Origin of the sequence: Parasphingorhabdus marina DSM 22363, from assembly GCF_900128895.1 — a bacterium.
Classification (GTDB): Bacteria; Pseudomonadota; Alphaproteobacteria; order Sphingomonadales; family Sphingomonadaceae; genus Parasphingorhabdus; species Parasphingorhabdus marina.
Genome location: NZ_FSQW01000002.1, coordinates 308,179 through 332,690, shown reverse-complemented (window position 1 = coordinate 332,690; position 24,512 = coordinate 308,179). Strand labels below are relative to the sequence as shown.

Below are 24,512 nucleotides of genomic sequence, written 5' to 3'. Positions count from 1 at the left end.
CAAACAGAAAAGGCGACCCGACTGGCCGCCCTTCGATAGCGCGTTTTCCTATACGCCTGACGGCAACGGTCCGTCAATCCGTAGCGTCGAGAGAAGCCTTTGCCTTTTCCCAGTTTTGCCCGTCAAACTTGCGAATGCGCGGTTTCAGTCCATGCCCATCATCGAGGCAGTTGTAATTGATGCTCCAGCTGTCCGGATGCGAACGCGGCTGATAGTAGCTTTTGACTCCGCAATGCGTGCAGAACAGGTGATCCGCCTGCTTGCTGCCGAACTGATAATGCGTTCGGTCACCCTCCCCGCTCAGCAGACGAAAATCACTTTGGGGAACAATCAGGTGCAGAAATCCGGTTTTGGCGCATATTGAGCAATTACATTCCAAAAGTTCGGACTCAGGCGATACATCCGCTTCAAAACGCACGGCTCCGCAATGGCAACCACCGGTAATCTGGATCATTCGCGCACCAGCGTGCTGTGAATATCGATCCGGTTCTGCAAGGTCCGGTGCACCGGGCACTTGTCAGCAATCTCCATCAGTTTCTCGCGCTGCTCATCGGTTAGATTCCCGTGGATGGTAATCGACCGGTCAATCACATCGATGCGATTGTCGTCATTGTTGCAGGTCTGGCAATCCTCCACATGATCCCGGCTGTGCTCCAGTTCTATGTGCACGCCCTCCAGCGGTATGTCCTTGCGATCCGCATACATTTTCATGGTCATCGAGGTGCAGCTGCCGAGCGCGGCGAGAAGCAAATCATAGGGTGACGGCCCGCTATCCAGGCCACCAAACGACACGGGCTCGTCGGCCAGAAATTCGTGCTGGCCGACCTTGACCGTCTGTTGAAATTTCCCGCCAGCGGTCTCGACGGCGACAATGGAAGGATTGCTGGACATGACTACTCCACCGTGACCGATTTCGCGAGATTGCGGGGCTGATCGACATCGGTGCCCTTGGCCACGGCAACATGATAGGCCAGAAGCTGCACAGGTACAGCATAAACCAGCGGTGCAATCAGCGGATGGACGCGGGGCATTTCTATCGTCGCCATGCAGCCTTCGCCGGCTTCGGCAAGACCGTCAGCGTCGGAGATCAGCACGATCTTGCCACCCCGCGCTCGGACTTCCTGCATGTTTGACACGGTTTTTTCAAACAGCGGACCGGATGGAGCCAGCACGATGACCGGAACGGCCTCGTCAATCAGCGCAATCGGCCCGTGCTTCATTTCGCCTGATGCGTAACCTTCCGCGTGGATATAGCTGATTTCCTTCAACTTCAACGCGCCTTCCAGAGCCAGTGGATAGTCCGGTCCGCGGCCGAGATACAGCACGTCCCGGGCCGGAGCGACCAGATGCGCCATGTCGGCAATCGCCTCGTCATAGGCCAGTGCCGCATTCAACGCTGCCGGAGCTTCGGTCAGATGGCGGACAACGTCCATTTCCTCTTCGCGCGACATCTTGCCCTTCACCACCGCCAGATGCGCCGCCAGCGCGGCTAGAACCGCCAGCTGGCAGGAGAAGGCCTTGGTTGACGCCACTCCGATTTCCGGTCCGGCATGGGTGGGCAACAACAGGTCCGCTTCCCGCGCCATCGAGCTGGTCGGGACGTTGACAACTACGGCGATCTTCTGGTCATTCTCCTTGCTGTGCCGCAAGGCTGCCAATGTGTCGGCCGTCTCTCCCGACTGCGAGATGAAAAGTGCCAGTCCGCCAGGTTCCAGCACGGGTTCCCGATAGCGGAACTCCGAGGCCACATCGAGATCGACCGGCACCCTCGCGAATGTCTCGAACCAGTATTTGGCGACCATTCCGGCATAATAACTGGTGCCGCAGGCCACGATGGTGATCCGCTTGATGCTTTCGAGATCAAAACCCATCTGCGGCAGCGCCACCTGCTGCTCCAGTGGACGGATATAGCTTTGCAGCGTCTGGGCAACCACCGTCGGCTGCTCGAAAATCTCCTTCTGCATATAGTGCCGGTACTGGCCTTTTTCGATCGTCGCTGCAGAAACCCCCGACGTCGTCACTTCGCGCTCCACTGCCTTGTTCTGATTGTCATAAATGGTGGCACCATCTTCGGTCACGACCACCCAGTCTCCTTCCTCGAGATAGGAGATCTGCTGCGTCAGTGGTGCTAGAGCCAGCGCATCGGAGCCGAGATAGGTTTCTCCGTCCCCATAGCCAACAACCAGCGGTGAACCAAGCCGAGCTCCAATCAAGAGACCGGGATGGGAGCGGAAAGCAATGGCCAGCGCAAAGGCCCCGCGCAACTGCGGCAGCACGGCCTGCACCGCCTCTTCCGGAGATTTCCCGTCTTCTACCTGCTCGCTGACCAGATGTGCAACGACTTCGGTATCGGTTTCGCTTTCAAACTGCCGCCCGCGCTTGATCAGCTCGTCCCGCAGCGGCTTGAAATTCTCGATAATCCCGTTGTGCACCAGCGCGACTTCGCCGGTGGCATGCGGATGGGCATTGGATGTGGTTGGCGCACCATGGGTGGCCCAGCGCGTATGGGCGATGCCGGTATGGCCCGGTGCATCATCTGATTTCAGCACATTGACCAGATTGAACAGCTTGCCTTCGGCGCGGCGGCGGATCAGCTGGCTGTTTTCCACCGTGCAAACACCGGCACTGTCATAGCCACGATATTCCATGCGTTTGAGACCGTCGACCAGACGATCCGAGACAGCTTCCTTGCCAACAATTCCGATAATTCCACACATAGATTCTGGGCTTTCCGGTTAGAGAGTATAGGGGATGCGAATTCCCGGCATTTCCGCCGGAAAATCGCGATTGTTTCGGGTGATAAGGATCCGTCCGGTGAGCTGGGCGGAGGCGAGAACAACGGCATCCATCGCCTTCAGCCGCCGCCGGTCACTGCGCAGCAGAGCGGCGCGACGGGCGATCTCTTCATTGACTTCGATAACATTGAAAAAGGACAGGAATTCTTCCGCGCGATCGCCGTCATCGGGCAGGGCTTTGGTCAAAATCTCTATCCAGGTCAGTCTGCTGATATAACGCCGGTCATATCGCTGCAGCTCGACACTGGCACGACCAATGTCATTGAGTGCATCAAACAGGATGTTGGAATCAAAAACCGCTTCGTTCATGTGCGTCAGGCCTGCTTCCGGCGATAACGCTCGGCTTCGCGGTCATCATCAGCATCAAACAGATCGGGAAATTCCTTGCGGACATCCCAGTAATCGGGATCCCAGGGCCGGGTCCAGGAAGCCCGCTCCCGCCTTTGCCACTCGACCGGATCCTGCGGGCTGCGCCGGTCGCGCCAAATCCCGAAATATTTCTCGATCCCCTGTTTGGACGCATCCGCCCGGAACGCCGCCACGGCATCGCGCAACAATTGCGCCCGCGACGTCCCCTGCCCCACCGCCTGCGCGTCGAGCCACTGGACATCATCTTCCGAGAGATCTGCAAGAATGCGAGTCATGATATGGTGATATCATATCATGATATCATGTCAATTGGGAAAGTGACGGCGCATTTTTTCCTTCAACAATCTAATGAGATCAGAGTCCATGAAACGGTAGTTGTCCGGAATGCCCAACACGACGATTTTCTTGCCGTTTATGGCCGTTTTGAAACGTTGCTGAATCTTGGTCCGGTGTTGGCGCTCCATTGCCACGATGACGTCGGCCCACTCGACCTGCTCAGTATCGAGGGGGTTTTCAGCATCATTGTTGGTGCCGGCTGAGCTGACGTCAATATCTGTTCGTTCTGAAAAGATCTGCTCGGCGGTTGGGCTTCTCCATTTGTTTTGACTGCAAACAAACAGAAACTTCCGCTTCACTTCCCGGCCTTCTTCTTCGCGCTCACCGCGTTGAACCGGTCGGCCCAGCCCTTTTTCGCGGTTTGCTCGGGGCGCACCAATGCCAGATCTCCGGCTTTCACGTCTTTGGTGACTGTCGCTCCGGCCCCGACAATCGCGCCATCACCGATATTTACCGGCGCCACCAGTGCGCTGTTGCTGCCAATGAAAGCGCCTTTGCCGATGGTAGTTTTGTACTTGAAATAGCCGTCATAATTGCAGGTGATCGTGCCGGCACCGATATTGGCGCCCTCGCCCACTTCGGCATCGCCGAGATAAGTGAGATGGCTGGCCTTGGCACCCTTGCCCAGCACCGCCTTCTTCATTTCGACAAAATTGCCGATTTTTGCCCCTTCTTCCAGCACGGCACCGGGACGCAGACGTGCGAAGGGACCCGCCTTGGCCCCCGCCCCGATAGTTGCCCCCTCGATATGGCTGTGACCGAATATGGTCGCACCGGATGCAATGGATACGCCTGGTCCAAAAATGACATTGGGTTCTATGACGACATCTGAAGAAACGGCTGTATCATGCGAAAACCAGACGGTTTCCGGGGCAATCAGGGTCACACCATCGGCCATGGCCTGCTCGCGACGACGCGCCTGCCATTCGGCTTCGACGGCGGCCAGTTCACTGCGGCTGTTGACCCCCGCCACTTCCGCCGGTTCATCAACCTCGATAACCGCGCTGTGCTGGCCGGGCAGCATCACGATGTCGGGGAGATAATATTCGCCCGCCGCATTGTCATTGCTGATTTGGTCAAGCAAGATGAAGAGATCGGTCGACCGCACGGCCATCAGCCCGCTATTGCACAGATTCACCGCGCGTTCGGCGTCATTGGCATCTTTATACTCAACCATCCTGGCGATTTCGCCCTGGTCATCGGCAATAATCCGGCCATAGGCACCGGCATCGTTCGGCCGGAACCCCAGGACCACTGCACGGGGATCGGTGCCGTCGTTCAGGCGCGCTATCATCCGTTCCATCGTTGCAGCGCTGACCATCGGCACGTCGCCGTAGAGAATCAGCACGTCTCCCGCAAAGCCTTCGAGGGCGTCATGGGCCTGCGCCACGGCATGGCCTGTGCCGAGCTGGTCTTCCTGCACAGCGATATCGACCTGACGATCTGCGACACTGGCCTCGATTTGCTCCCGACGTGCGCCGACCACGACCACGGTCCGTTCCACACCGATAGAGTCCACTGTGTCCAGCAAGTGATGCAGCATCGGTTTGCCCGCGATTGGATGCAGAACCTTGTGGGTTTCGGACTTCATCCGGGTGCCCTGACCGGCGGCCAGAATGATTGCGGCGAGAGGTCGAGTGGTCATTGATATTTTCCCGTAAACATGACTTGCCGCCCCATGCCACGGGACAGCGGCTTATGCCAGTCTGATTGCAGTTGTGATGTCATGCAGCCCCCTGCCCCTTGCGCCACTTCACAAACAGATGCCGTGCGAGCATCAGCGGCGGCATCCGCAGCCAGTGAGAGCGAATATAGAATATCAGGCGGGTCAGTTTGCGCGTTTCCCGTCCCCAGCCGTCGCGCGCGAGCAGGCGGCGTTCATGGATCCAGTCAGAGAATTGCCCGACTCCGGCAACAGACTGCGAAACAGGTGTACCGTAAAGCCGGGCAGCAAGCCGCAAGGCGCGGGCCAAATGTGGGGCAAGACCATGCGCTTTTGCCCGTTCTTCGACGCTGACCCAGAATGCCTCGTCGCCTTTGGCAAATTCCCTGATCAGCTGGTCAATATCCCACAGGTTTCGGAGACCCCCGGCGAGGTCTCCGTCGGCAACAAGATGGGCCACGGCGTGCAGAACCATATCTGCCGGGGCCATAACATATTGGCCTGTTTCAAGCTGAACCGCGGCATCCAGCATCGCTCGTGCATCGGGTGTTGGCCTGGCCGTCAGCGGCAACGTCGTATGATGCACATCGATCATCCGGTCGCGATCCCGGTGGATCAGCGGCGGCAATTCATGCATGTGCTCGCGGTAATATTGATCGTCATAGGGATCCGGCTTGACCCATTCCCAGCCCGCGTCGAGCAGCATATGCTCAACCTGCTTCAGATCCTCCCGCGCCACCATGATGTCGAGATCACCGATGCTGCGGCCGATACCCGCGTCGAGATCGACAGCGACATAAGCAGTCCCTTTCATCAAGACCACTTTCCCGGAGTAACCGGCCAGCGCCCGGCGCGTGCAATCGGCTTCCCATAGAGCCTGTTGCCGGGCCAGTTGGTGCGCAGCGATGGCATCATCCAGCACCGGGCGTACCCGAGCGGGCACATCCTCCTCCTTTAACCGGTGCGCCAGACTGCCGATCAGGGATTCCGCGCGGGCCATGCTGACAAGATTGGTCCAGCCTGCCCCATCAAGCCCCCGGACCGAAGCCGGATCCCGCAGCGCGCGGACAAGAGGCCAGGCATTGCTCATGATGCCAGCTCGTCCCAAAGCCGGTTGATAATTTCCTCTGCTTCCGCACCCGACTGGTAGTCGATGGCACGCGCCGGCACCTGATCGACAAATTCGGTGAGCGCGCGAAAACCGGCCTCTCCCAAAGCAACATAATTGGTCGATGCCTGGGTCAGCCGGACAAAAATTTCTGATTGACCCATTTTGCGAATAGCGGGTTCGTAACCAAAGCGCGGGAACAGCAGAAGTGCAGGCCTGGCTGGTTCATGCATATTGGCAATGGCTTCGGCGGCAGGTTTGAGGTGACGAATGTCGCCCTTTGGCGTCGCCTTCAGAAGCGGTCCGAATCTGTCATCCGGAAGCTCCTTTTGCATCGCCGCGATGGCCGAGTTCTTCAAACTGACCAGACGCGGAAAGGCATATATCTGCCCGGTATCTGGGCACAGCAAAGCAAATTCATCACCCATGAAGCGCCAGCCCCGTTCTCCCAGCATTGCCGAAAGCGTGGATTTTCCGGACCCGGACAAGCCGGTCATGATCAACGCCCGGCCATCCTTCTCCACCGTACTGGCATGCAGCAAAAGGTGGCGCCGCCAGCCCAGTGCCATTTGCAGGTTCATTCCCATTTCTGCCGCCAGAAGGCCCTGCTCAAGCGGCAATGGCGCGGCGTCCGGCAACCAGAAATCTCCGGAAATATGGACAGAAGGCCGAATGAAGCGCCGCCATGGCTTGTCCGGTTCCAGACGGACGGTAAAATCGGCAAACCCGTCATCAGGATCGGGATAGTCGGCATATAGCCGTTTCAACAGTTCAAGCGGCTGCTTCCAGGCCAAAGCGATCCGGAACCGGGCAGGACCGATTGCCAGATGGGTTTCCTGTAGCGGATTCACGGCGCCGTACGCCGTTCCACCAGGCCCAGCTGCCACAGCTCCTCGAGCCGCGCTGCGACAACCGCCGCCACGTCGGCATCGGCCTGGAGATCAAACTGGCGTTGCAGACGTTCAGCGACCTGATCGCTGTCCACAAATTGATCGCTCAGGACTTCCAATATCGCCGGAACCGGATCGGTGACCAGATGCGTTATTCCAGATGACGCCTGAAAGACAGCGGTCATGCTGTCGAGCACATGCTCGATCAGGGTTTCCCCGGTCCTGAGTTTATACTGCTGGCTCATCGTGCTTTTACAAAGTTCCGCATCATGCAAGTCATTCAATTTGCATGGTTGGATAGCAGAAAAACGTTAAAATTGGTTGCCCGGAAAAACCGGCTTAAAACCCGCCTAGCGCGGCATCTGCAGAGATGCGTAGCAAGTGAATCCGCTTTGACCGGATTGCAGGCGGCGTACATAGTTCACATAAGCCTTGGACTGCTCCCGGGAAACACCGGGCAACGAACGACCGCTCATCGCGCGCCGGATTTCCTCTCCCGAGAAACTGTCATAGGCAGGCGGAAAAGCGCCTGGAGTGTCCGGTGGCACCACCTTTCCATCAGGCGCTATATATCCCCCGGCCGCATGATTGCCCGGGATGGGGATTTCACAGTTCAGCACGGATCCTGCGGTCTGGGCAAGCGCGGGTTTGATACTGACCACAGCAGAAGCGGTCACAGCCCCCATCATCAGAGCCCGACGACGGGTCACGATGCCAGCATTTTCGCCTTTCTGACGGTCTTGACCGCTTTGCGGATTGGGTTTGCTATCGTTCGCCATGCTGCTGTCCGTTCCTGTTGAACGGCCATATATAGGCAAATTCCGTTAATGGCGAGAAAACAGTTGGCTGCCTGATTTGTCGTCCACAATCGGGACAAATGCCGGTAACTTGTTAATGACGTCATGACGTCAGCGCCGGAAATCCCACAAATGCATTGCGATGTTGGCGCGATCGGGAGTAAAATCGATTCCGTACCAAGTTCCTCATCCGGGTGGCCGCTCCTTTGACCGTACGTTTCCTTGTTGCCATGTTCCTTGTCGTCGCCGGCGCGATACTGGCCAGCAGCGCCGCCAGCACTCTGGCGGAAATCCTGTTCATGTCGGTCATGGGACTGGCCGCTATTGCCGTTGTAGCCCTTCACAATCCAAGGGAAACACGGCCAGATCTGGCGCAGCTGGACCGGGAAAGAAAGCAGATATTGTTTCAGGGCCGGTCAGCAGCCTATCAGGATATTATCGATCCAATCACCGATCCGATCTTGCTGATCCGCAACGCGAAAGTAGCGGCAGCAAATCCTGCAGCAGAGGCGGTTCTGGGAAATCACATTGTTGGCGAAGACGTCCGTATCGCGATCCGCCACCCCGCTGCCGCCGATCGGCTGGCCAACCCTAATGCAAAGCATAGCGGCGAACCCATTCTGCTGGTTGGTGTCGGGAACGCCGAGCAGCGCTGGGAACTGCGCATTCACGGGTTGAATGACGGACTCAAGCTCGTGCAGCTGTCCGACCAGAGCAGCCGTTATGCCGCTGAGCGCATGCGGACAGATTTTGTTGCCAATGCCAGCCACGAGTTGCGCACGCCGCTGGCGGCAATCAAGGGCTTTCTGGAAACCCTTGAAGATCCCGCAGCCGGCAAGGATGATGACACCAGAGCCCGTTTTCTGAAGGTCATGTATGACGAAGCGGACCGCATGCAACGTCTTGTCGAAGACCTGATGTCGCTGTCGCGGATTGAGGCCGAAAAATTCCAGCTCCCCGAAGAACCGCTGGATCTTGAAAATCTGATCATGGACGTGCGGCGGTTTTATCTTGAGAGCCGGGGCCGGAAGGACGCAGATTTCAAGCTAAGCCTGCCTGACGAGATGCCCAAGATCCGCGGTGACTTGTCGCAACTATCGCAACTGCTCCACAATCTGGTCAGCAATGCCTATAAATATGGCCACAAGGCCAAACCGGTGACCGTCAAGGTGGAACCCAATCGCTCAGGCTCGATGTTGAGGCTCTCGGTCACAGATCAGGGTGATGGAATTGCTGTGGATCACATACCCCGCCTCACCGAAAGATTTTACCGGGTCGACAAAGGTCGCAGCAAGGCCATTGGCGGGACTGGTCTGGGACTCGCCATCGTGAAACACATCACCCAACGACATGGCGGCCGGATGGAAATCACCAGCGAATTGGGGGTCGGCACCACGGTATCCGTCTACCTGCCAGTCATGAAGGAATCTGCAACTGCAGATGAATCGGGAAAGGCCGCTGGCGAGGCTGTCACAAATTTGTAATATATCTGTCATCTACCGGACATTGCATCTGCCTAATAAGCGGTCATTCCGAACGGGAATTGGTTAGTGATTCTTGTACGAAAAACACGCTCTAACATTAGATTTACGGGGACAGCCAAATGATTAAGAAAATCGCGCTTCTCGCGATACCTGCGCTCGCACTCTCCGCCTGTCAGGACCAGGCGTCCGGAGGCCAGGGTGGAAACCGGAGTGAAATCCGCATTGTCGGATCATCCACCGTGTTTCCTTTTGCCAAGGCCGTGGCGGAACAATTCAGTGCCGATGAAGGCCGGAGTTCTCCGATTCTCGAATCAACCGGAACCGGCGGCGGCATGAAGCTCTTCTGTGCTGGCATCGGCTCGGAAACGCCGGATATTGCCAATGCATCGCGGCGCATGAAGGCCAGTGAATTCGAAATGTGCCAGACAAACGGTGTTACTGACGTTGTTGAATTGCAGGTCGGGATTGACGGAATTGCTATCGCCCAGGCTAATGAAGGCCCGGCGATCATGCTGACGCCCAGGCAGATCTATGAGGCCATTGCGGAAAATCCCTATGGCGAAAAGAACACCACCACGAAATGGTCTGACGTCGACTCCAGCCTGCCGGATATTGCGATCAGTGTTTACGGTCCCCCGTCAACCTCGGGCACACGCGATGCGCTGACCGAACTGATCATGGAAGTCGGGTGCAAAACCGATGATGCGACGAAAGCACTCAAGGATACGGATGGCGATGCGTTCGACGCGATTTGCCATGATGTCCGTGCCGACGGACCGTATATCGATACCGGTGAGAACGATAACCTTATCGTCCAGAAGCTGAAGGCCAACCCGAACAGCGTCGGAATTTTCGGATATAGCTTCCTGGAAGAAAATCTCGACAGTGTCCGCGGCATTTCCGTTTCCGGGGTGGAGCCAGCCTATGATGCGATCGCTTCCGGAGAATATCCCGGTGCCCGTCCACTTTATATCTATGCAAAGAAACAACATGTCGGTGTCATCCCCGGATTGCAGGATTTTCTGACCGCGTTTGTCGAAGCGGGTGGCGATGACGGGTATCTGGTGAAGATCGGGCTCATTGCATCGCCCGAAGACGTCCGCACCAACATGGCCACTGTGGCATCAGATCTTCCCGTTCTGACCGGCGACGAACTGAAATAATATCCGAAAAACGGAGCCCGGCCCCCACCGGGCTCCGTTTTCCCGACAAATCAGGGATATACACTGACTCGTGACTGGCTCCATTCTCTTTCTCCTGATTGTCATACTGGGAGCCCTCGCCTGGTTTTTCGGCAAGGCCAAGGCGGCGAGCTTTGCATCTTCGGCTGACAGCCGGAGCCTCGTCCATTCCCGCCCGAATTATCATGGCTGGTATGTCGCGCTGTGGGCGATTGTCCCGGCCACGGTTTTTCTCATCGTCTGGAATCTTGTCACTCCGGGCCTGGTCACCGAAACCGCGCTGTCCAGTCCTGCCGCCCAGCAGCTTCCGCAAGATGCCTTCACGCGTGGTTCGATCCTTTCGGAAGCACGAGCCATTGCGCAGGGTCAGCAGGATCAGGCATTCAACCCGCTGTCTGAAACAATGGTTGAGCCCTATCGCGCTGCGATTTCCTGGTATCAGACCCTGGGCATGGTCGCCGCGCTGCTGCTGGTTTTTGCCTGTGGGGTGTTTTCCTGGTTGCGGCTCAAGCCTGAACTTCGGGCGCGAACCAAGATCGAGCGGGTGACCATGATCACGTTGCTGCTCGCTTCGCTGATCGCAACGATCACCACTGTCGGTATTTTTGTGTCGCTCATTTTTGAATCCGTGCGCTTCTTTTCGATGGTTTCGCCTCTCGATTTTCTGTTCGGAACCGAGTGGAATCCGAAGGCTGTAGCGGGTCCGCGCGGAGAAACGGGCTTTGGCGCGATACCGCTATTCTGGGGCACGGTCTTCATTGGCGCCATCATTGCGATGATCGTCGCGATACCGCTGGGCCTGATGAGCGCCATCTACCTCACTCAATATGCACCCGCCAATTTCCGGCAGTGGATGAAACCGATACTGGAAATTCTCGCTGGGGTCCCAACGGTTGTTTACGGCTATTTCGCTGCATTGACTGTCGCACCGGCCTTGCGGGACTTCGCCGTTTCCATCGGCATTTCCGGGGCATCCTCCGAATCTGCGCTGGCTGCTGGTGTGGTCATGGGGATCATGATCATTCCCTTTGTTTCCTCCATGGCGGACGACAGCATCGCTGCCGTACCCAGCGCGATGCGCGACGGTTCCCTGGCGATGGGCGCAACCAAAAGCGAAACCATCAAGAAAGTCCTGATCCCGGCAGCTTTACCGGGCGTCGTCGGCGGCGTATTGCTGGCGGTGAGCCGGGCGATTGGCGAAACAATGATCGTCGTCATGGCAGCCGGCCTTGCCGCCAATATGACCGCCAACCCGTTTTCCAGTGTGACGACCGTGACAACCCAGATCGTCAAGCTGCTTACCGGTGATCAGGAATTTGACAGTCCGAAAACCCTCGCCGCCTTTGCGCTGGGTCTGGTGCTGTTCATTGTCACGCTTCTGCTCAACCTGATCGCCCTTCGCGTGGTCAAGAAATATCGGGAAGCTTATGAATAACGTGGCAACCACATCCGGGGTCCGCAGGCCAACCGACTGGCAAAGCGATGCCATGCAGAAGCGCATTGCCAAACGCTATGCCGCTGAGCGCCGCTTCAAGGCGCTGGGCCTGACTGCCATTGTCCTGTCGGCAGGATTTCTGGCGTTTCTGCTGCTTGTCATGATGGGCAACGGTTTGCGTGGTTTCACCCAAACCGAACTGCCGCTGGAAATTGACTTTCCTGCAATGACCGGCGGCGCATCTGCGAGCCAGTATGAAGGTCCGGATGCCGATGCCAAACTGCGCGCCCTCGGCCTGCAGGACATCGTCAACACCAGCATCGAACTGCAATATGGTGACGAAGGAACTGAGCTTTTCTCTGGCGGTGCCTGGCGAGCGGTGAGCAACGCCATTCTTGATGATCCCGCGCTACTGGAACAGACGGCGACCCTTTCCCTGCCCGTCGAGTCAGAACTGGATGTTGCCTATAAAGGCGATGGCAATCCCGAGGCGGAAAGGAAAGTGGAAGAACTTTCGGATCAACTGGGTACCGGATTCAACTGGAATTTCCTAGGCAATTCCGACGCGACGGATCCGATGCAGGTCGGAATCTGGGGCGCGCTCAAGGGCTCACTGATCACCATGTTCGTGACGTTGGCGCTGGCCTTCCCGATCGGCGTTCTCGCCGCCCTGTATCTCGAGGAATATGCGCCGAAGAACCGTTATACCGACATGATTGAGGTTTCGATCAACAATCTGGCAGCGGTTCCCTCCATCATATTTGGCCTTCTGGGTCTTGCCGTTTTTCTCAACCTTTTCGGCCTGCCCCGATCAGCCGCTCTGGTGGGCGGCCTCACGCTGGCCCTGATGACCATGCCGGTGATCGTCATTTCCGGTCGCAACGCCGTTAAGGCTGTCCCGCCTTCGATACGCGAAGCTGCGCTGGGCGTCGGCGCAAGCCCGATCCAGGTCGTGTTCCATCACGTCCTGCCACTCGCATTGCCGGGCATTTTGACGGGTACCATTATCGGCATGGCACGGGCTCTTGGCGAGACCGCTCCGCTGCTGATGATCGGGATGCGCGCCTTTATCGCGACGCCGCCCGACGGTGTGACCGATCCGGCGACGGTGTTGCCGGTTCAGATTTTTCTCTGGTCGGACGAGGTCAATCGCGGCTTTGTCGAAAAAACGTCGGCGGCGATTATCGTTCTGCTGATATTTTTGCTCACGATGAATGCGGTTGCGATATATTTGCGTAACCGCTTTGAAACGCGATGGTAGGTGATGATATGACTGACATGCAAACGGCCGAGATGGCCGACAACAATTCGCCGTCGACGGAAAGCACCCTGTCCGAGATCAGCGCCGGTGACGGTCCGCCAAAGATGACAACCCGCAATGTGAACGTTTTTTATGGCGAGAAACAGGCGATCAAGGATGTCTCGATCGATGTGAACATGGACAATGTCACCGCCTTTATCGGTCCGTCCGGTTGCGGCAAATCGACATTTCTGCGTTGTCTCAACCGGATGAATGACACCATTCCCATTGCCAAAGTGACGGGGGACATCACTTTGGAAGGCGAAGACATTTATGCACCGCAAATGGACGTGGTCCAGTTAAGAGCGCGGGTCGGCATGGTTTTCCAAAAGCCCAACCCCTTCCCCAAGTCGATTTACGACAACATCGCCTATGGTCCGAAAATTCATGGCCTTGCGACGGGCAAGGAGGAGCTTGACCAGATTGTTGAGAATTCCCTGCAACGCGCCGGGCTGTGGGGCGAGGTAAAAGACCGGCTGCAGGATAGCGGAACGGCACTTTCCGGCGGTCAGCAACAGCGATTGTGTATCGCCAGGGCCATCGCTGTCGATCCGGAAGTGATCCTGATGGACGAGCCCTGTTCGGCGCTGGATCCGATCGCCACAGCGAAAATCGAAGAGCTGATCCATGAAATTCGCGGCAAATATGCTATCGTGATCGTGACCCATAACATGCAACAAGCCGCACGCGTGTCCCAGCGCACCGCATTTTTCCATCTCGGAACGCTGGTCGAATATGGTGTGACGTCGGATATCTTTACCAATCCGGTACAGGACAAGACGCGGGATTACATTACCGGCCGCTACGGATAAGCGGGCCGGCAAGCGAAGGAACCCAGAATATGCCCAACACAGGCACAGAACATACCGTCAAGGCGTTTGATACAGATATCAACGAGCTGCGCGGCATGGTGGCGGAAATTGGTGGACGCAGCGAACAGGCGATCGCCCGCTCGATGGAAGCGCTCAAAAATCATGACCTCGACCTGGCGGCGCAGGTCGTCGAGGATGACAAGCTGATCGATGAACTCGAACAGAAAATCGACGATTTAACCTTCCAGACGATCGCCTTGCGCGCTCCGATGGCCGATGACCTCCGTGAACTGATTGCCACATTCAAAATCTCGGGCGTGGTTGAGCGAATTGGCGACTATGCAAAAAATATTGCCAAGCGCGTCCCGCTGATTACGGGTGGCAAGAAACTGGGGCCCATTTCGCTATTGCCTTCCATGTCGCGCATTGCGTCGGAACTTGTTCGCGACTCTCTCGAAGCTTTCGCCCGCAGGGATGCGGAGCTGGCGCTGGAAGTCAGTGAACGGGATCAGGTCGTCGATGACTTCTATACCAGCATTTTCCGCGCAGTGATCACCCACATGATCGAAAACCCCAAGGATATCGGGGAAGCGGCCCATTTGCTGTTCATCGCCAAAAATCTGGAGCGGATCGGTGATCACGCCACCAATGTGGCGGAAATGGTCTATTTCGCGGCCAGAGGCGAACCGATGCCGGAACGCGATCGGGGAGAGAATCCGACCGACCTCCTCGAACAACCGTCCGGGGATGAGGCCAGCTGATGCAAAATGCGAAGCTTCTTCTGGTCGAAGATGACGCCGCACTGGCTGAACTTCTCTCCTGGAACTTCAAAAAAGAAGAATATGACGTCCTGCATACGCCTGACGGCGAGGAGGCCTTGCTTCTGGTCAAAGAAAACCGCCCGGATGTAATTCTGCTCGACTGGATGATAGAAAACCTGTCCGGCATTGAAGTTTGCCGACGGCTGCGTCGTTCTCCCGAAACGGCCAACATCCCGATCATCATGCTCACCGCTCGCGGAGAAGAGGAAGACAAGATCCGTGGACTGGAAACCGGTGCGGACGACTATATCACCAAGCCATTCAGCCCGCGCGAGTTGATTGCCCGGGTCAAGGCCGTGCTGCGCCGGGTGCGCCCTGCTCTTGCCGGCGAAAAGCTGGCCTTCGCGGATCTGGAAATGGACACGGTCGGACACAAGGTGAAGCGCGGCGGCGATACCATACCACTGGGGCCGACCGAGTTTCGCCTGCTTCGGCACTTTCTGGAACATCCCAACTGGGTGTTTTCCCGCGAACGCCTGCTCGACAGCGTCTGGGGCCAGGACAGCGATATCGAATTGCGTACTGTGGATGTCCATATCCGGCGATTGCGAAAGGCACTAAATGCTGGCGGTCGACCGGATATTATCCGCACTGTCCGTTCGGCAGGATATGCTCTGGATACAGAGGCAGGGAACTAGGCGTCAGCCCCGCCTAGCTCTCAACAATCTTCATCAAACGCCGTTCCATCGGTGCCAGGACTCCGGCAAGTTCATGACCCCGCTTGAGGATCTGGCCATGCTCGCCATGCAGCGTCCACATGCCTTGCTTGTTGCGATTGGCAGGCCGTTTCTCGATCCGCATCTGCGGGCGTTCGGATGTACGCCGGAATGCGGCAAAAATGGCGGCTTCCTTGCCCATATCCATCGCATAGTCGCGCCAGTGGCCAGCGGCGACCATACGGCCATAAAGATTCAGAATGCGCTCCATTTCGCGCCGTTCGAAGCCAACTTGTACAGCCGGTGATCCGCGTCCCGGAAACACCGCAACATTGTTCGCGTCAGCGCGCGTCAAGCACTGTCTCTTTCATCGGTGATCTTGTCTGCAGACCCCGAATCCCGCTCTTCGGCATAGGCGGCGATGCGTTTCTGGAGCTGTTCCATTTCGCACTGCAGGATTTCCAGTTTCTGGGTCGCCGGATCGAACACTTCACTGCAGGGCGTTCCGTATGGCGTGAATTCCTTCTGATACTGTTCTACCTGCACCAGTGTCGGGCGCGCTCTTACGCCAACCATGGTGGCCCCCTCAGCCACGTCCTGTGTGACAACGGCATTGGCCCCGATCCGGGCCCTGCGACCGACGGTGATGGGGCCCAGTATCTGTGCACCTGAACCCAATATCGCGTCATCTTCGATGGTCGGGTGGCGTTTGCCACCGACACCATTTGCGGGATTGGTTCCGCCCAGAGTCACGCATTGATAAATCGTCACATTGTCACCGATTTCCGCGGTTTCGCCGATCACGGAAAAGCCGTGATCGATAAAGAGATGTCGTCCGATTTTCGCCCCCGGATGAATATCAATTCCAGTCAAGAAGCGGGCAATATGATTGATGAACCGGGCAAAGAAATAGAGCTCTCCCTTGAACAGCCAGTGCGCAATTCGGTGCATGCCGACTGCCAGGATGCCAGGATAAAGCAAAACCTCCCATCGCGACCTGGGAGCGGGGTCCCTTGCCTTGATGGAGTCCAGATATTCGCCAAGGTCCCGAAACATATTGCTCTCCGGTTTAGTAGAGAATGTAAAACTAGGCCTCGTTCAGATGTTTTTCCAGTCCTTTTTTGCAACTGATTGGCTCGGAAGACATATTCCCTCTCGCATTTATCACCAGAACAGATTAATGGGCTCCAATATATCGAGGAATTAGATTATGTCGTCCTATCTTCCTACTTTGAAACAGCTACAATATCTGGTGGCCCTGAAGGAGCACGGGCATTTCGGCCGGGCAGCCGAGGCCTGTTATGTAACGCAATCCACGCTTTCCGCCGGGATCAAGGAACTGGAAACACTATTGGATGTCGTTTTGGTCGAACGAACGCGTCGTGTCGTCCGGTTTACGGAACTTGGCAATCAGATGGTCGAAAAATCGCACCGCATCCTGCGCGAGGCGGAGGAACTGTCGGAAATGGCTCGTTCCGCCGGAAAACCGCTGGCAGGGGACGTCCGGATGAGCGTTATTCCGACCATTGCCCCGTTCCTTCTTCCCAAACTGCTTCCCAGGCTACGCGAAGACCGCCCCGAACTGAAACTGTACCTCAAGGAAGAGACCAGTCAGTCTGCTTGTGACTCCCTGCATCATGGCCAGGTCGATTGTGTTCTGCTTGCACACCCCTTTCCGTGCGGTGATGTTGAATCAGAATTGCTCTTCCGCGATGAAATCTTTGTCGCCTTCCCGAAGGACGACCCCCGCGATCCGCCCAAATCTGTCGATCCTGCCCTGATCGATGAAAACCGGCTTTTGCTTCTCGAGGACGGGCATTGCCTGAAAGATCATGCACTCGCCGCCTGCAACCGTCCGGAACTCCGGGCGTCGGCACGGATGATGGGCACTTCGCTCCACACGCTGGTGCAAATGGTCGACAACGGGCTCGGGCTCACCCTGCTGCCGAAAATGTCGGTCGACAGCGGCATATTGGAACATACGAACATCATCGCGCGCCCGATAAAATCCGACCGTGCCTACCGTGAGATTGCCCTCGTCTGGCGACGCAACAGTCCGCGCAAGGAAGAATTCCGGTTGCTGGCCGAAATCATGCGGGACGGTCAGGACTGGATGCGATCGAAAGACCGGAAGGCGGCTGCCTAGGCGCGGCCTTTCCATTCCGCGGCTGCATCAAGATCTGACTGCCGCTCCTCCACCCAGGTTTCAGAACCGTCTTTCCAGATTTCCTTTTTCCAGAACGGCGCAACAGTCTTGAGCTTGTCCATGATGAACGAACAGGCGGATATCGCTGCCTGGCGATGATCCGAGCCGGTGCAGACCAGAACAATCTGATCATTGACCTGCAGCCGGCCAACCCTGTGGATGATGGTAATTCCGTGCAGCGCCCATTTTTCAGCCGCGTCATCGGCAATGGTTCGCAGAGCCTGCTCAGTCATCGCCGGATAATGCTCCAGTTCCAATGCCACAAGATCAGCATCCCCGCGAACCTGTCCTGTAAAGCTTGCCACGGCGCCACCGCCAAGATCAGCGATTTTCCGAATCTCGGCTCCTGAATCGAAATCCTTTTGCGAGACGGATATGGTAATCATCCGCCTGTCACTGGCGGAAAAATCGCCAGTTCCCGGGAATTGTCCAGCTTTGCATCTGCGTGAACCAGTTGCTGGTCGAGCGCGAAGCGAAGGCGGGAGCGATCTGCAAACACCTGATCATAGCTGGCATCCTGCTGACACAGATAATCGATCAGTCCACCTACAGTGCTTACGCCGTCGGGAACCGCAATCCTGTCTTCCGGTCGGCCAAGACGTTCCTTGACCCAGGCGAAATAGACGATGTCGAGTTCTCCGGCCATGATCGACTGTCAGTCCATGTGCTTCAATCCGACCCGGAGATAGTCCCAGCCGGTGATCAGGGTCAATATTGCGGCCGCCCACAATGTCCAGATGCCCACGCTTTCTATCAAGCCATATTGCGGCAAACCGGCAGCCAGAATCAGGGATCCGAGCGATATCAACTGAAATGTCGTTTTCCACTTGGCGAGCTGGGAAACCGGGACGCTGACTTGCAACCCGGCCAGAAACTCGCGAAGCCCGGAAACCGCGATTTCGCGCAGCAAAATGATCAGTGCCGCGACTACATGAGGGCCTTCGATATACTGCTTGGCACAAAGCATCAGGATCACCGATGCCACCATGATCTTGTCAGCTATCGGATCCAGAAATATTCCCAGCTTCGATACCGTTCCCTGGGCTCTTGCCAGATAACCGTCGAAATAGTCCGTGATCGCCATCAGCGAATAGAGCCCGAAAGCCAGCAAATAGCCTAACTCCCATTTTTGCCACCAAAGCAGGGCAACCAGAAACGGCAGCGCAAATATGCGGGACAGGGTCAGGATGTTGGGGAGATTTAGCATTTCGGGAATGCCCATAAACGGATTTTGCACAAAGGGAAATCCCAACCTTTGCCAGCCCCTGCCTTCGCCGGTCTTGCTGATTGGAAGTTTCGAAAATTCAATATCTTGCGCTTCGCGGCCACATCGTTACGGTGGCACTCGAAAAAGCCCTGTCGGAACACTGGACACAACAGGAATTCCCGAACATGTCATCCGCCCTCAGACTTCTGGCCAAGCGCCGTTTTTGGCCGCTTTTCATCACCCAGCTATTGGGGGCATTCAACGACAACCTTTTCAAATTCTCGATGGTCATTCTCGTGACCTACGGGATTTATCAGGACCCTGCGCAGGAATTCCAGTTCAACGCGCTTGCTTCCGGAATTTTCATTTTGCCCTTTTTCCTGTTTTCATCCCTGGCCGGCCAGCTGGCTGATAATTATGACAAGGCCCGGATAACACGCTTTGTCAAAACGCTCGAAATTGTGATCGCCATTATTGGTGGTCTCGGTCTCTGGTACCAGTCCGTTCCGACAATGCTCACCGCGCTGTTTTTGCTCGGCTTGCAGTCAACCTTTTTTGGGCCAATCAAATATGCGGTTCTCCCGCAACATCTGGAGAAAGATGAAGTATTGGCCGGCACAGGTCTGGTCGAGGCGGGAACCTATATCGCCATTCTGGCAGGAACCATTCTTGGCGGCATCATCATTGACAGCGAAGGAAACGGGGTCGAAATTGCGGTATTTTCCGTACTTGCAGTTGCTATCGTGGGCCGGATCGGATGCGAATTCATGCCCGCGGCCCCACCGCAAAAGAAGCTCGAGAAAATTGACTTCAACTTCATTCGATCCTCCATTCAGCTTATTTCCGCCACCATGCATATTCGCCGGCTGTATCTGGCCATTGTTGCCATCAGCTTTTTCTGGACCATCGGCTCGGTGCTGGTCATTCAGTTTCCGCCGCTGGTCAAGAACGTACTCACTTCCACACCCGCCGTTGCCAGCCTGTTTTTGGGAGTCTTCTCCATAGGAATCGCCCTTGGTTCCATCCTGATCAATCGGCTGTTGAAGAGTGAAGTATCCGCGCGCTTTGCTCCCATAAGCGTTATATTGATGGGAGTATTTGTCGTCATCCTGTTCTTCATTGCCCGGAACTGGCAGGGTTTGTCGGGTGGCGAGCTGTACACGTTCCAGACCTTCATGATGCATGACGGTGCCTGGGTTCTGCTCGCCACTCTGGCCGGGGTTGCGATATTTGGAGGCATGTTTGTCGTTCCGCTCTACGCATTTTTGACCACGACTGTCGATATCAGTGAAACGGCCCGCACGATCGCTGCGAACAATGTGGTCAATTCGGGATGCATGGTGCTGGGGGCACTTGCGGCCCTCGGTCTCAGCATGCTGGGAGTCTCAACAACCGATCAGCTGCTCCTGGTCGCCGCCATGTGCGTGGTGGCCGCCTGGTTGGGCCAGCAGCTACATTTGGCCTGTGACTGAAACCGGAGAACAGCCGGCGACAGTTGTTCGCAAATCAAAAGATGAACAGATAAAAGGCCGTGAAGAACGCCAGGAAACTGAGAACGAACATGTGTACGTCCTCATTCAGCAAAAGTCGGCGTTCTGGCTCGTTGACCAGTACCCTTTCTTCCGGGGCAACAATCAGCGCTTCTCTTGGCAGTTTTAATCGAAAAGGGTGCCTTGCCCCCTCGTTGCGCAGTGCCAGCGCCCTGTTTCTTTCCTCAACCATGGCAGTGCGTTAACAATTTATTAGGGATTTGCACCAGTTCAAAATCCTGCCTTGTACGCCACTGTTCCAATGCGGCACAGATCTGCCATCCCCTTCACCCTGCTGCTTCATGGCCCTCTGAAATCGCAGACCGGATGTCATCCTGTTCTATCGGCCGGGCGTCAGTTGCTGCCGCCGTTCTCCAGAAGCTCGCCGGACCAGTTACCGATGGAACTTCGATATTATGCAAACAATTCCGTAACTTGCGAGGTTTATGGTTCTTTCCGGCCAAACCCGTTCAACCCCTCATGTGTGATCTTTGCCACAACTGCACAAAATCGGTGGGCGATTATGAAATCTGGTTGATTTCAAAGCATTGTTGTGGCATCTGCCACGCTATTGAATGAAATGCGAAACCCTGAAGGAGCAAAATATGCGTTTCGGTAAAGTAGGTATGGCGGCTGTTGCAGCTGCATCGCTGGTAAGTGCACCTGTGTTCGCACAGGCTGTTCAGCCAGTTTCCAGCCAGGTTGAGCGCGTAGGCGCTGCAACTTCCGACGAGAGTGAACTCGAAGGCGGATCCGGCATCATCATCGCTGTTTTGGCTGCTGCTGCAGTTATCGCAGGCATCATCATCGCAGCTGACGGCTCCGACGATACCCCGACCAGCCCCTGAGGCCATTGGGAAAACAGTTTTAAAGATGGCGGCCATTTGGTCGCCATTTTTTTTGGCCGAAAGACTAGTGGAATCGGACCTTGGGAGAAATTGGAATGATAATGGTACAGGGATGGGTTGAAATCGCGGAGCAGGACTTTGCGACCATCAGACCCGCTGTAGCCGACATGATGAAGACGTCAGCCTCCGAACCGGGATGTCTGCATTACAGCTTTTCACAGGACGCCGCCCGGCCAGATCTTTTCCACATTGTGGAACGGTGGAAATCGGAAGCGGATCTCAATGCCCATTTTCAAACCGAACATATGGCCCGGTTCAACGCCGCCCTCGCATCCGTGAAGATCGGGAAGATGGATGTCCGCATGTATGAGGGCGAAGAAGTGCGGGTCATGATGCAAAGCTGAACAGTTGTGGTTGCACAACGGACCTCTATTTCCCATATGCCGTTTCATGATAGAAAATCAGCAACATGGCATGCAGCAGTGGCATGGCACTACCATTTTATCCGCCCGTAAGAATGGCAAGGTCGTAGTGATCGGCGACGGCCAGGTTTCCATGGGTCAGACGGTGATGAAACCCAATGCCCGCAAGGTCCGGCAGCTGCATGACGGCTCGGTCATTGGCGGATTTGCTGGTGCAACAGCCGATGCCTTTACACTTTTCGAACGCCTTGAAGCCAAGCTGGAACGTCACAACGGCCAGCTGATGCGCGCGGCCGTGGAACTGGCCAAGGACTGGCGAACAGACAAATATCTGCGCAATCTCGAGGCGATGATGATCGTTGCCGACAAGGAAGTGACGCTGATCCTGACCGGTAATGGCGATGTTTTGGAACCTACGCACGGCATTGCCGCGATTGGTTCAGGCGGCAATTATGCCCTGTCCGCTGCCCGCGCACTGATGGACTATGAGAAGGATGCGGAAACTCTGGCCCGAAAATCGATGGCCATTGCAGCAGAAGTCTGCGTCTACACCAATGACCAGGTGACGATTGAGAGCCTCGACAGCAGCAGCTGAACGGCCATATCGCCATCCCCTGCCCACAAGTAACTCTTCCCTTATAAAGGCCCAACATGCTGGATGAACTCACTCCCAAAGCGATAGTCAAAGCTCTGGACGAACATATTGTCGGACAAAAGGACGCCAAGCGTGCTGTTGCGGTCGCCTTGCGCAATCGCTGGCGTCGACAAAAGCTGCCGGCGGAACTGCGTGATGAAGTCACGCCAAAGAATATTCTGATGATCGGACCCACGGGCTGCGGCAAAACCGAAATTTCGCGGCGTCTGGCAAAGCTCGCGGATGCGCCATTTATCAAGATCGAGGCAACCAAGTTCACCGAGGTCGGATATGTCGGACGTGATGTCGAACAGATTGCCCGCGATCTGGCCGAAGAGGCTGTAAGGCTGGAACGCGAACGCCGTCGTCTCGCGGTCAGGGACGCAGCGTCAGAAGCCGCGATGAAGCGGCTGCTCGATGTCCTGTGCGGCGAGAATGCCAGCGAAGCGACCCGTGAAAGCTTTCGCCAGCGGGTGATCGACAATCACATGAACGACACCGAGATCGAAATCGAGGTGGAGGACACACCCAACGCGCCCATGGAGATTCCGGGCATGTCTGGTCAGGTGGGCATGATCAATCTGTCCGACATGATGGGCAAGGCCTTTGGTCAGGCCAACATGAAGCGCCGCAAGATGCGGGTCGCAGATGCCTGGGACAAACTGATCGAGGAGGAGTCAGACAAGCGCCTCGATGACGATGATATTGCACGTTCTGCGATCACCGACGCGGAATCCAACGGCATCGTTTTCCTCGATGAAATTGACAAAATTGCCGTCAGCGATGTGCGCGGCGGTTCGGTCAGCCGTGAAGGTGTGCAGCGCGATCTGCTTCCGTTGATCGAAGGAACGACCGTGGCCACAAAATATGGCCCGATGAAAACCGATCATATCCTGTTTATCGCATCGGGTGCATTCCATGTCTCGAAACCCAGCGACATGCTCCCCGAATTGCAAGGGCGTCTGCCCATACGCGTGGAATTGCGTGCGCTTACGGAAGAAGATTTTGTCCGGATATTGACGGAAACCAAGGCCAATCTGCCCGAACAATATGTCGCGCTGCTTGGAACCGAGGATGTGACGATCAATATCACATCTGATGCGATTGAAAAACTGGCACAGATCGCCGCCAACGTGAATGAAACGGTTGAGAATATCGGCGCCCGGCGTCTCCAGACAGTGATGGAAAAGCTGCTCGACGAAATCAGCTTCGAGGCCGAAGACAAAAAGGGACAATCCGTTACGGTTGATGCCGAATATGTCGACCGGCAGTTGTCCGATGTTGCCAAAGATACGGATTTGTCCAAATATGTGCTGTAACTTTTGACACCATGCCAGCGAATACCGGGAAATTTAAACGAGGATGATTCATGACCAGTATCCGATCCACTGTTCTGGCAGCCGCATCAGCGCTCGCCCTGACCGCCTGCGGCACAGCTGAAACCGCCCCCGAAAACGGTGATGCAGAATCCGCGGCATCACAAATGCCCAAAGCCGAACCATTGGGACTTGAAGACTTGCCGACTATAGATGCGGGTCTGACACTCGGAGAAACCGCCCCTCTCGACTCAGTATTTCAAACTGAAGATGGGCAAGCTTCGCTTTCCGAAATCGTCGCAAAAGGCCCCGCGGTACTGGTTTTCACGCGGTCGGTTGAATGGTGCCCATTTTGCCAGACACAGCTGAAAGGCATTAACGGGATTGTGAGTGACCTGGAGCAACGCGGATATACACTGTACGGTGTCAGTTATGACAGCGTGGAAAGCCAGAACCGGTTCTCCAAAAACCAGATGCTCAACTACCGGATGCTCTCGGATGAGAGCTCGGCTGCAATCGACGCCTTCGGCCTGAGAGACCCGCAATATACCGAGGGCAAAGCCGTGGGTGTGCCCTATGCATCAGTGGTAGTGATCGATACGAGTGGCAAGATCACAGCCAAATCGGTCTCTGGTGACTATCGCAAGCGGCCAACAAATGAGCAGGTCCTGGCCATCGTCGATTCAGCCAGCTGACCGTCTGC

At 56.2% G+C, this 24,512-nt stretch carries 30 protein-coding genes; 14 read left to right on the top strand and 16 right to left on the bottom strand.

Features of this window, described 5'->3' with window-relative positions; genetic code table 11:
* Positions 1-73: 73 nt before the first annotated feature.
* From BUQ90_RS11215 to BUQ90_RS11165, 11 genes are all read right to left on the bottom strand, one after another.
* Positions 74-454 carry a GFA family protein gene (locus BUQ90_RS11215; RefSeq protein WP_239447418.1) on the bottom strand — a complete coding sequence of 127 codons (381 nt, stop codon included), beginning with the start codon at positions 452-454 and terminating at the stop codon, positions 74-76.
* On the bottom strand, positions 451-891 hold the full coding sequence (locus BUQ90_RS11210; RefSeq protein WP_074205299.1) for an OsmC family protein: 441 nt from the start codon (positions 889-891) through the stop codon (positions 451-453). Before BUQ90_RS11210 ends, BUQ90_RS11215 begins: the two co-directional genes overlap by 4 nt.
* 2 nt (positions 892-893) lie before the next feature.
* Positions 894-2,717: a glutamine--fructose-6-phosphate transaminase (isomerizing) gene (gene glmS, locus BUQ90_RS11205; RefSeq protein ID WP_074205298.1), complete on the bottom strand. Its 1,824-nt coding sequence runs from the start codon at positions 2,715-2,717 to the stop codon at positions 894-896.
* 18 nt (positions 2,718-2,735) lie between these two features.
* Positions 2,736-3,104 (bottom strand): type II toxin-antitoxin system VapC family toxin, encoded by a 369-nt coding sequence (locus tag BUQ90_RS11200; RefSeq protein WP_074205297.1) that lies wholly within the window; start codon positions 3,102-3,104, stop codon positions 2,736-2,738.
* Positions 3,105-3,109: 5 nt separating this feature from the next.
* Entirely contained in the window at positions 3,110-3,439 is a 330-nt protein-coding gene (locus tag BUQ90_RS11195) for a CopG family transcriptional regulator (protein WP_074205296.1), read from the bottom strand.
* Positions 3,440-3,469: 30 nt separating this feature from the next.
* Positions 3,470-3,799 (bottom strand): low molecular weight protein tyrosine phosphatase family protein, encoded by a 330-nt coding sequence (locus BUQ90_RS11190; protein ID WP_074205295.1) that lies wholly within the window; start codon positions 3,797-3,799, stop codon positions 3,470-3,472.
* Positions 3,796-5,145 carry a bifunctional UDP-N-acetylglucosamine diphosphorylase/glucosamine-1-phosphate N-acetyltransferase GlmU gene (gene glmU, locus BUQ90_RS11185; RefSeq protein WP_074205294.1) on the bottom strand — a complete coding sequence of 450 codons (1,350 nt, stop codon included), beginning with the start codon at positions 5,143-5,145 and terminating at the stop codon, positions 3,796-3,798. The genes BUQ90_RS11190 and glmU overlap by 4 nt, the downstream gene beginning before the upstream one ends.
* Positions 5,146-5,224: 79 nt before the next feature.
* On the bottom strand, positions 5,225-6,253 hold the full coding sequence (locus tag BUQ90_RS11180) for a nucleotidyltransferase domain-containing protein (protein ID WP_074205293.1): 1,029 nt from the start codon (positions 6,251-6,253) through the stop codon (positions 5,225-5,227).
* Complete coding sequence (locus BUQ90_RS11175; RefSeq protein WP_084192673.1) at positions 6,250-7,122, bottom strand: HprK-related kinase A; 873 nt, start codon at positions 7,120-7,122, stop codon at positions 6,250-6,252. The genes BUQ90_RS11180 and BUQ90_RS11175 overlap by 4 nt, the downstream gene beginning before the upstream one ends.
* Positions 7,119-7,406 (bottom strand): HPr-rel-A system PqqD family peptide chaperone, encoded by a 288-nt coding sequence (locus BUQ90_RS11170; protein WP_074205292.1) that lies wholly within the window; start codon positions 7,404-7,406, stop codon positions 7,119-7,121. The genes BUQ90_RS11175 and BUQ90_RS11170 overlap by 4 nt, the downstream gene beginning before the upstream one ends.
* A gap of 105 nt (positions 7,407-7,511) precedes the next feature.
* Positions 7,512-7,940 (bottom strand): hypothetical protein, encoded by a 429-nt coding sequence (locus BUQ90_RS11165; RefSeq protein ID WP_074205291.1) that lies wholly within the window; start codon positions 7,938-7,940, stop codon positions 7,512-7,514.
* Between the two features lie 224 nt (positions 7,941-8,164).
* On the opposite strand from BUQ90_RS11165, the gene BUQ90_RS11160 reads away from it, so the two are divergent.
* The 7 genes from BUQ90_RS11160 to phoB all read left to right on the top strand — a co-directional run bounded on the left by BUQ90_RS11160 (position 8,165) and on the right by phoB (position 15,629).
* Entirely contained in the window at positions 8,165-9,442 is a 1,278-nt protein-coding gene (locus BUQ90_RS11160; protein WP_239447417.1) for a sensor histidine kinase, read from the top strand.
* Between the two features lie 119 nt (positions 9,443-9,561).
* The gene (locus BUQ90_RS11155) at positions 9,562-10,605 is read left to right on the top strand and encodes a substrate-binding domain-containing protein (RefSeq protein ID WP_084192672.1); all 1,044 of its coding nucleotides are present in this window, start codon (positions 9,562-9,564) and stop codon (positions 10,603-10,605) included.
* A 70-nt stretch (positions 10,606-10,675) separates the two neighbouring features.
* Positions 10,676-12,058: a phosphate ABC transporter permease subunit PstC gene (gene pstC / locus BUQ90_RS11150; protein WP_074205289.1), complete on the top strand. Its 1,383-nt coding sequence runs from the start codon at positions 10,676-10,678 to the stop codon at positions 12,056-12,058.
* Positions 12,051-13,319 carry a phosphate ABC transporter permease PstA gene (gene pstA / locus BUQ90_RS11145; RefSeq protein ID WP_074205288.1) on the top strand — a complete coding sequence of 423 codons (1,269 nt, stop codon included), beginning with the start codon at positions 12,051-12,053 and terminating at the stop codon, positions 13,317-13,319. The genes pstC and pstA overlap by 8 nt, the downstream gene beginning before the upstream one ends.
* A gap of 104 nt (positions 13,320-13,423) precedes the next feature.
* A complete protein-coding gene (gene pstB / locus BUQ90_RS11140) occupies positions 13,424-14,170 on the top strand; it encodes a phosphate ABC transporter ATP-binding protein PstB (protein WP_239447464.1) in 747 nt (248 codons plus the stop codon).
* A 29-nt stretch (positions 14,171-14,199) separates the two neighbouring features.
* A complete protein-coding gene (phoU, locus tag BUQ90_RS11135) occupies positions 14,200-14,931 on the top strand; it encodes a phosphate signaling complex protein PhoU (protein ID WP_074205287.1) in 732 nt (243 codons plus the stop codon).
* Positions 14,931-15,629: a phosphate regulon transcriptional regulator PhoB gene (gene phoB, locus BUQ90_RS11130; RefSeq protein ID WP_074205286.1), complete on the top strand. Its 699-nt coding sequence runs from the start codon at positions 14,931-14,933 to the stop codon at positions 15,627-15,629. The genes phoU and phoB overlap by 1 nt, the downstream gene beginning before the upstream one ends.
* A 13-nt stretch (positions 15,630-15,642) precedes the next feature.
* Here phoB and BUQ90_RS11125 read toward each other — a convergent pair whose 3' ends face one another.
* Complete coding sequence (locus tag BUQ90_RS11125; RefSeq protein WP_074205285.1) at positions 15,643-16,002, bottom strand: DUF2794 domain-containing protein; 360 nt, start codon at positions 16,000-16,002, stop codon at positions 15,643-15,645.
* Complete coding sequence (epsC, locus tag BUQ90_RS11120; protein ID WP_074205284.1) at positions 15,999-16,703, bottom strand: serine O-acetyltransferase EpsC; 705 nt, start codon at positions 16,701-16,703, stop codon at positions 15,999-16,001. Before epsC ends, BUQ90_RS11125 begins: the two co-directional genes overlap by 4 nt.
* A gap of 154 nt (positions 16,704-16,857) precedes the next feature.
* Between epsC and BUQ90_RS11115 the strand changes: the two genes are divergently transcribed.
* Positions 16,858-17,793: a hydrogen peroxide-inducible genes activator gene (locus BUQ90_RS11115; protein ID WP_074205283.1), complete on the top strand. Its 936-nt coding sequence runs from the start codon at positions 16,858-16,860 to the stop codon at positions 17,791-17,793.
* Here BUQ90_RS11115 and BUQ90_RS11110 read toward each other — a convergent pair.
* The 3 genes from BUQ90_RS11110 to pgsA are packed head-to-tail and all read right to left on the bottom strand — an operon-like array spanning position 17,790 to position 19,060.
* Positions 17,790-18,239, bottom strand: coding sequence for a molybdenum cofactor biosynthesis protein MoaE (locus tag BUQ90_RS11110; RefSeq protein ID WP_074205282.1), 450 nt, complete (start codon positions 18,237-18,239; stop codon positions 17,790-17,792). The two genes, BUQ90_RS11115 and BUQ90_RS11110, sit on opposite strands and share 4 nt — an antisense overlap.
* On the bottom strand, positions 18,236-18,499 hold the full coding sequence (moaD, locus tag BUQ90_RS11105) for a molybdopterin converting factor subunit 1 (RefSeq protein ID WP_074205281.1): 264 nt from the start codon (positions 18,497-18,499) through the stop codon (positions 18,236-18,238). Before moaD ends, BUQ90_RS11110 begins: the two co-directional genes overlap by 4 nt.
* A gap of 9 nt (positions 18,500-18,508) precedes the next feature.
* Positions 18,509-19,060 (bottom strand): CDP-diacylglycerol--glycerol-3-phosphate 3-phosphatidyltransferase, encoded by a 552-nt coding sequence (pgsA, locus tag BUQ90_RS11100; RefSeq protein WP_074206366.1) that lies wholly within the window; start codon positions 19,058-19,060, stop codon positions 18,509-18,511.
* Positions 19,061-19,245: 185 nt separating this feature from the next.
* Here pgsA and BUQ90_RS11095 point away from each other — a divergent pair, with 185 nt between their 5' ends.
* The 6 genes from BUQ90_RS11095 (at position 19,246) to BUQ90_RS11065 (ending at position 24,504) form a co-directional block, all read left to right on the top strand.
* Positions 19,246-20,532 (top strand): MFS transporter, encoded by a 1,287-nt coding sequence (locus tag BUQ90_RS11095; RefSeq protein WP_074206365.1) that lies wholly within the window; start codon positions 19,246-19,248, stop codon positions 20,530-20,532.
* A gap of 662 nt (positions 20,533-21,194) precedes the next feature.
* On the top strand, positions 21,195-21,437 hold the full coding sequence (locus BUQ90_RS11085) for a hypothetical protein (protein ID WP_074206364.1): 243 nt from the start codon (positions 21,195-21,197) through the stop codon (positions 21,435-21,437).
* Between the two features lie 95 nt (positions 21,438-21,532).
* A complete protein-coding gene (locus BUQ90_RS11080) occupies positions 21,533-21,841 on the top strand; it encodes a putative quinol monooxygenase (protein WP_074205279.1) in 309 nt (102 codons plus the stop codon).
* 70 nt (positions 21,842-21,911) lie between these two features.
* Entirely contained in the window at positions 21,912-22,454 is a 543-nt protein-coding gene (hslV, locus tag BUQ90_RS11075) for an ATP-dependent protease subunit HslV (RefSeq protein ID WP_143182919.1), read from the top strand.
* Positions 22,455-22,510: 56 nt separating this feature from the next.
* Positions 22,511-23,812 carry an ATP-dependent protease ATPase subunit HslU gene (gene hslU / locus BUQ90_RS11070; protein WP_074205277.1) on the top strand — a complete coding sequence of 434 codons (1,302 nt, stop codon included), beginning with the start codon at positions 22,511-22,513 and terminating at the stop codon, positions 23,810-23,812.
* Between the two features lie 50 nt (positions 23,813-23,862).
* Entirely contained in the window at positions 23,863-24,504 is a 642-nt protein-coding gene (locus tag BUQ90_RS11065) for a peroxiredoxin family protein (RefSeq protein ID WP_074205276.1), read from the top strand.
* Positions 24,505-24,512: the final 8 nt, after the last annotated feature.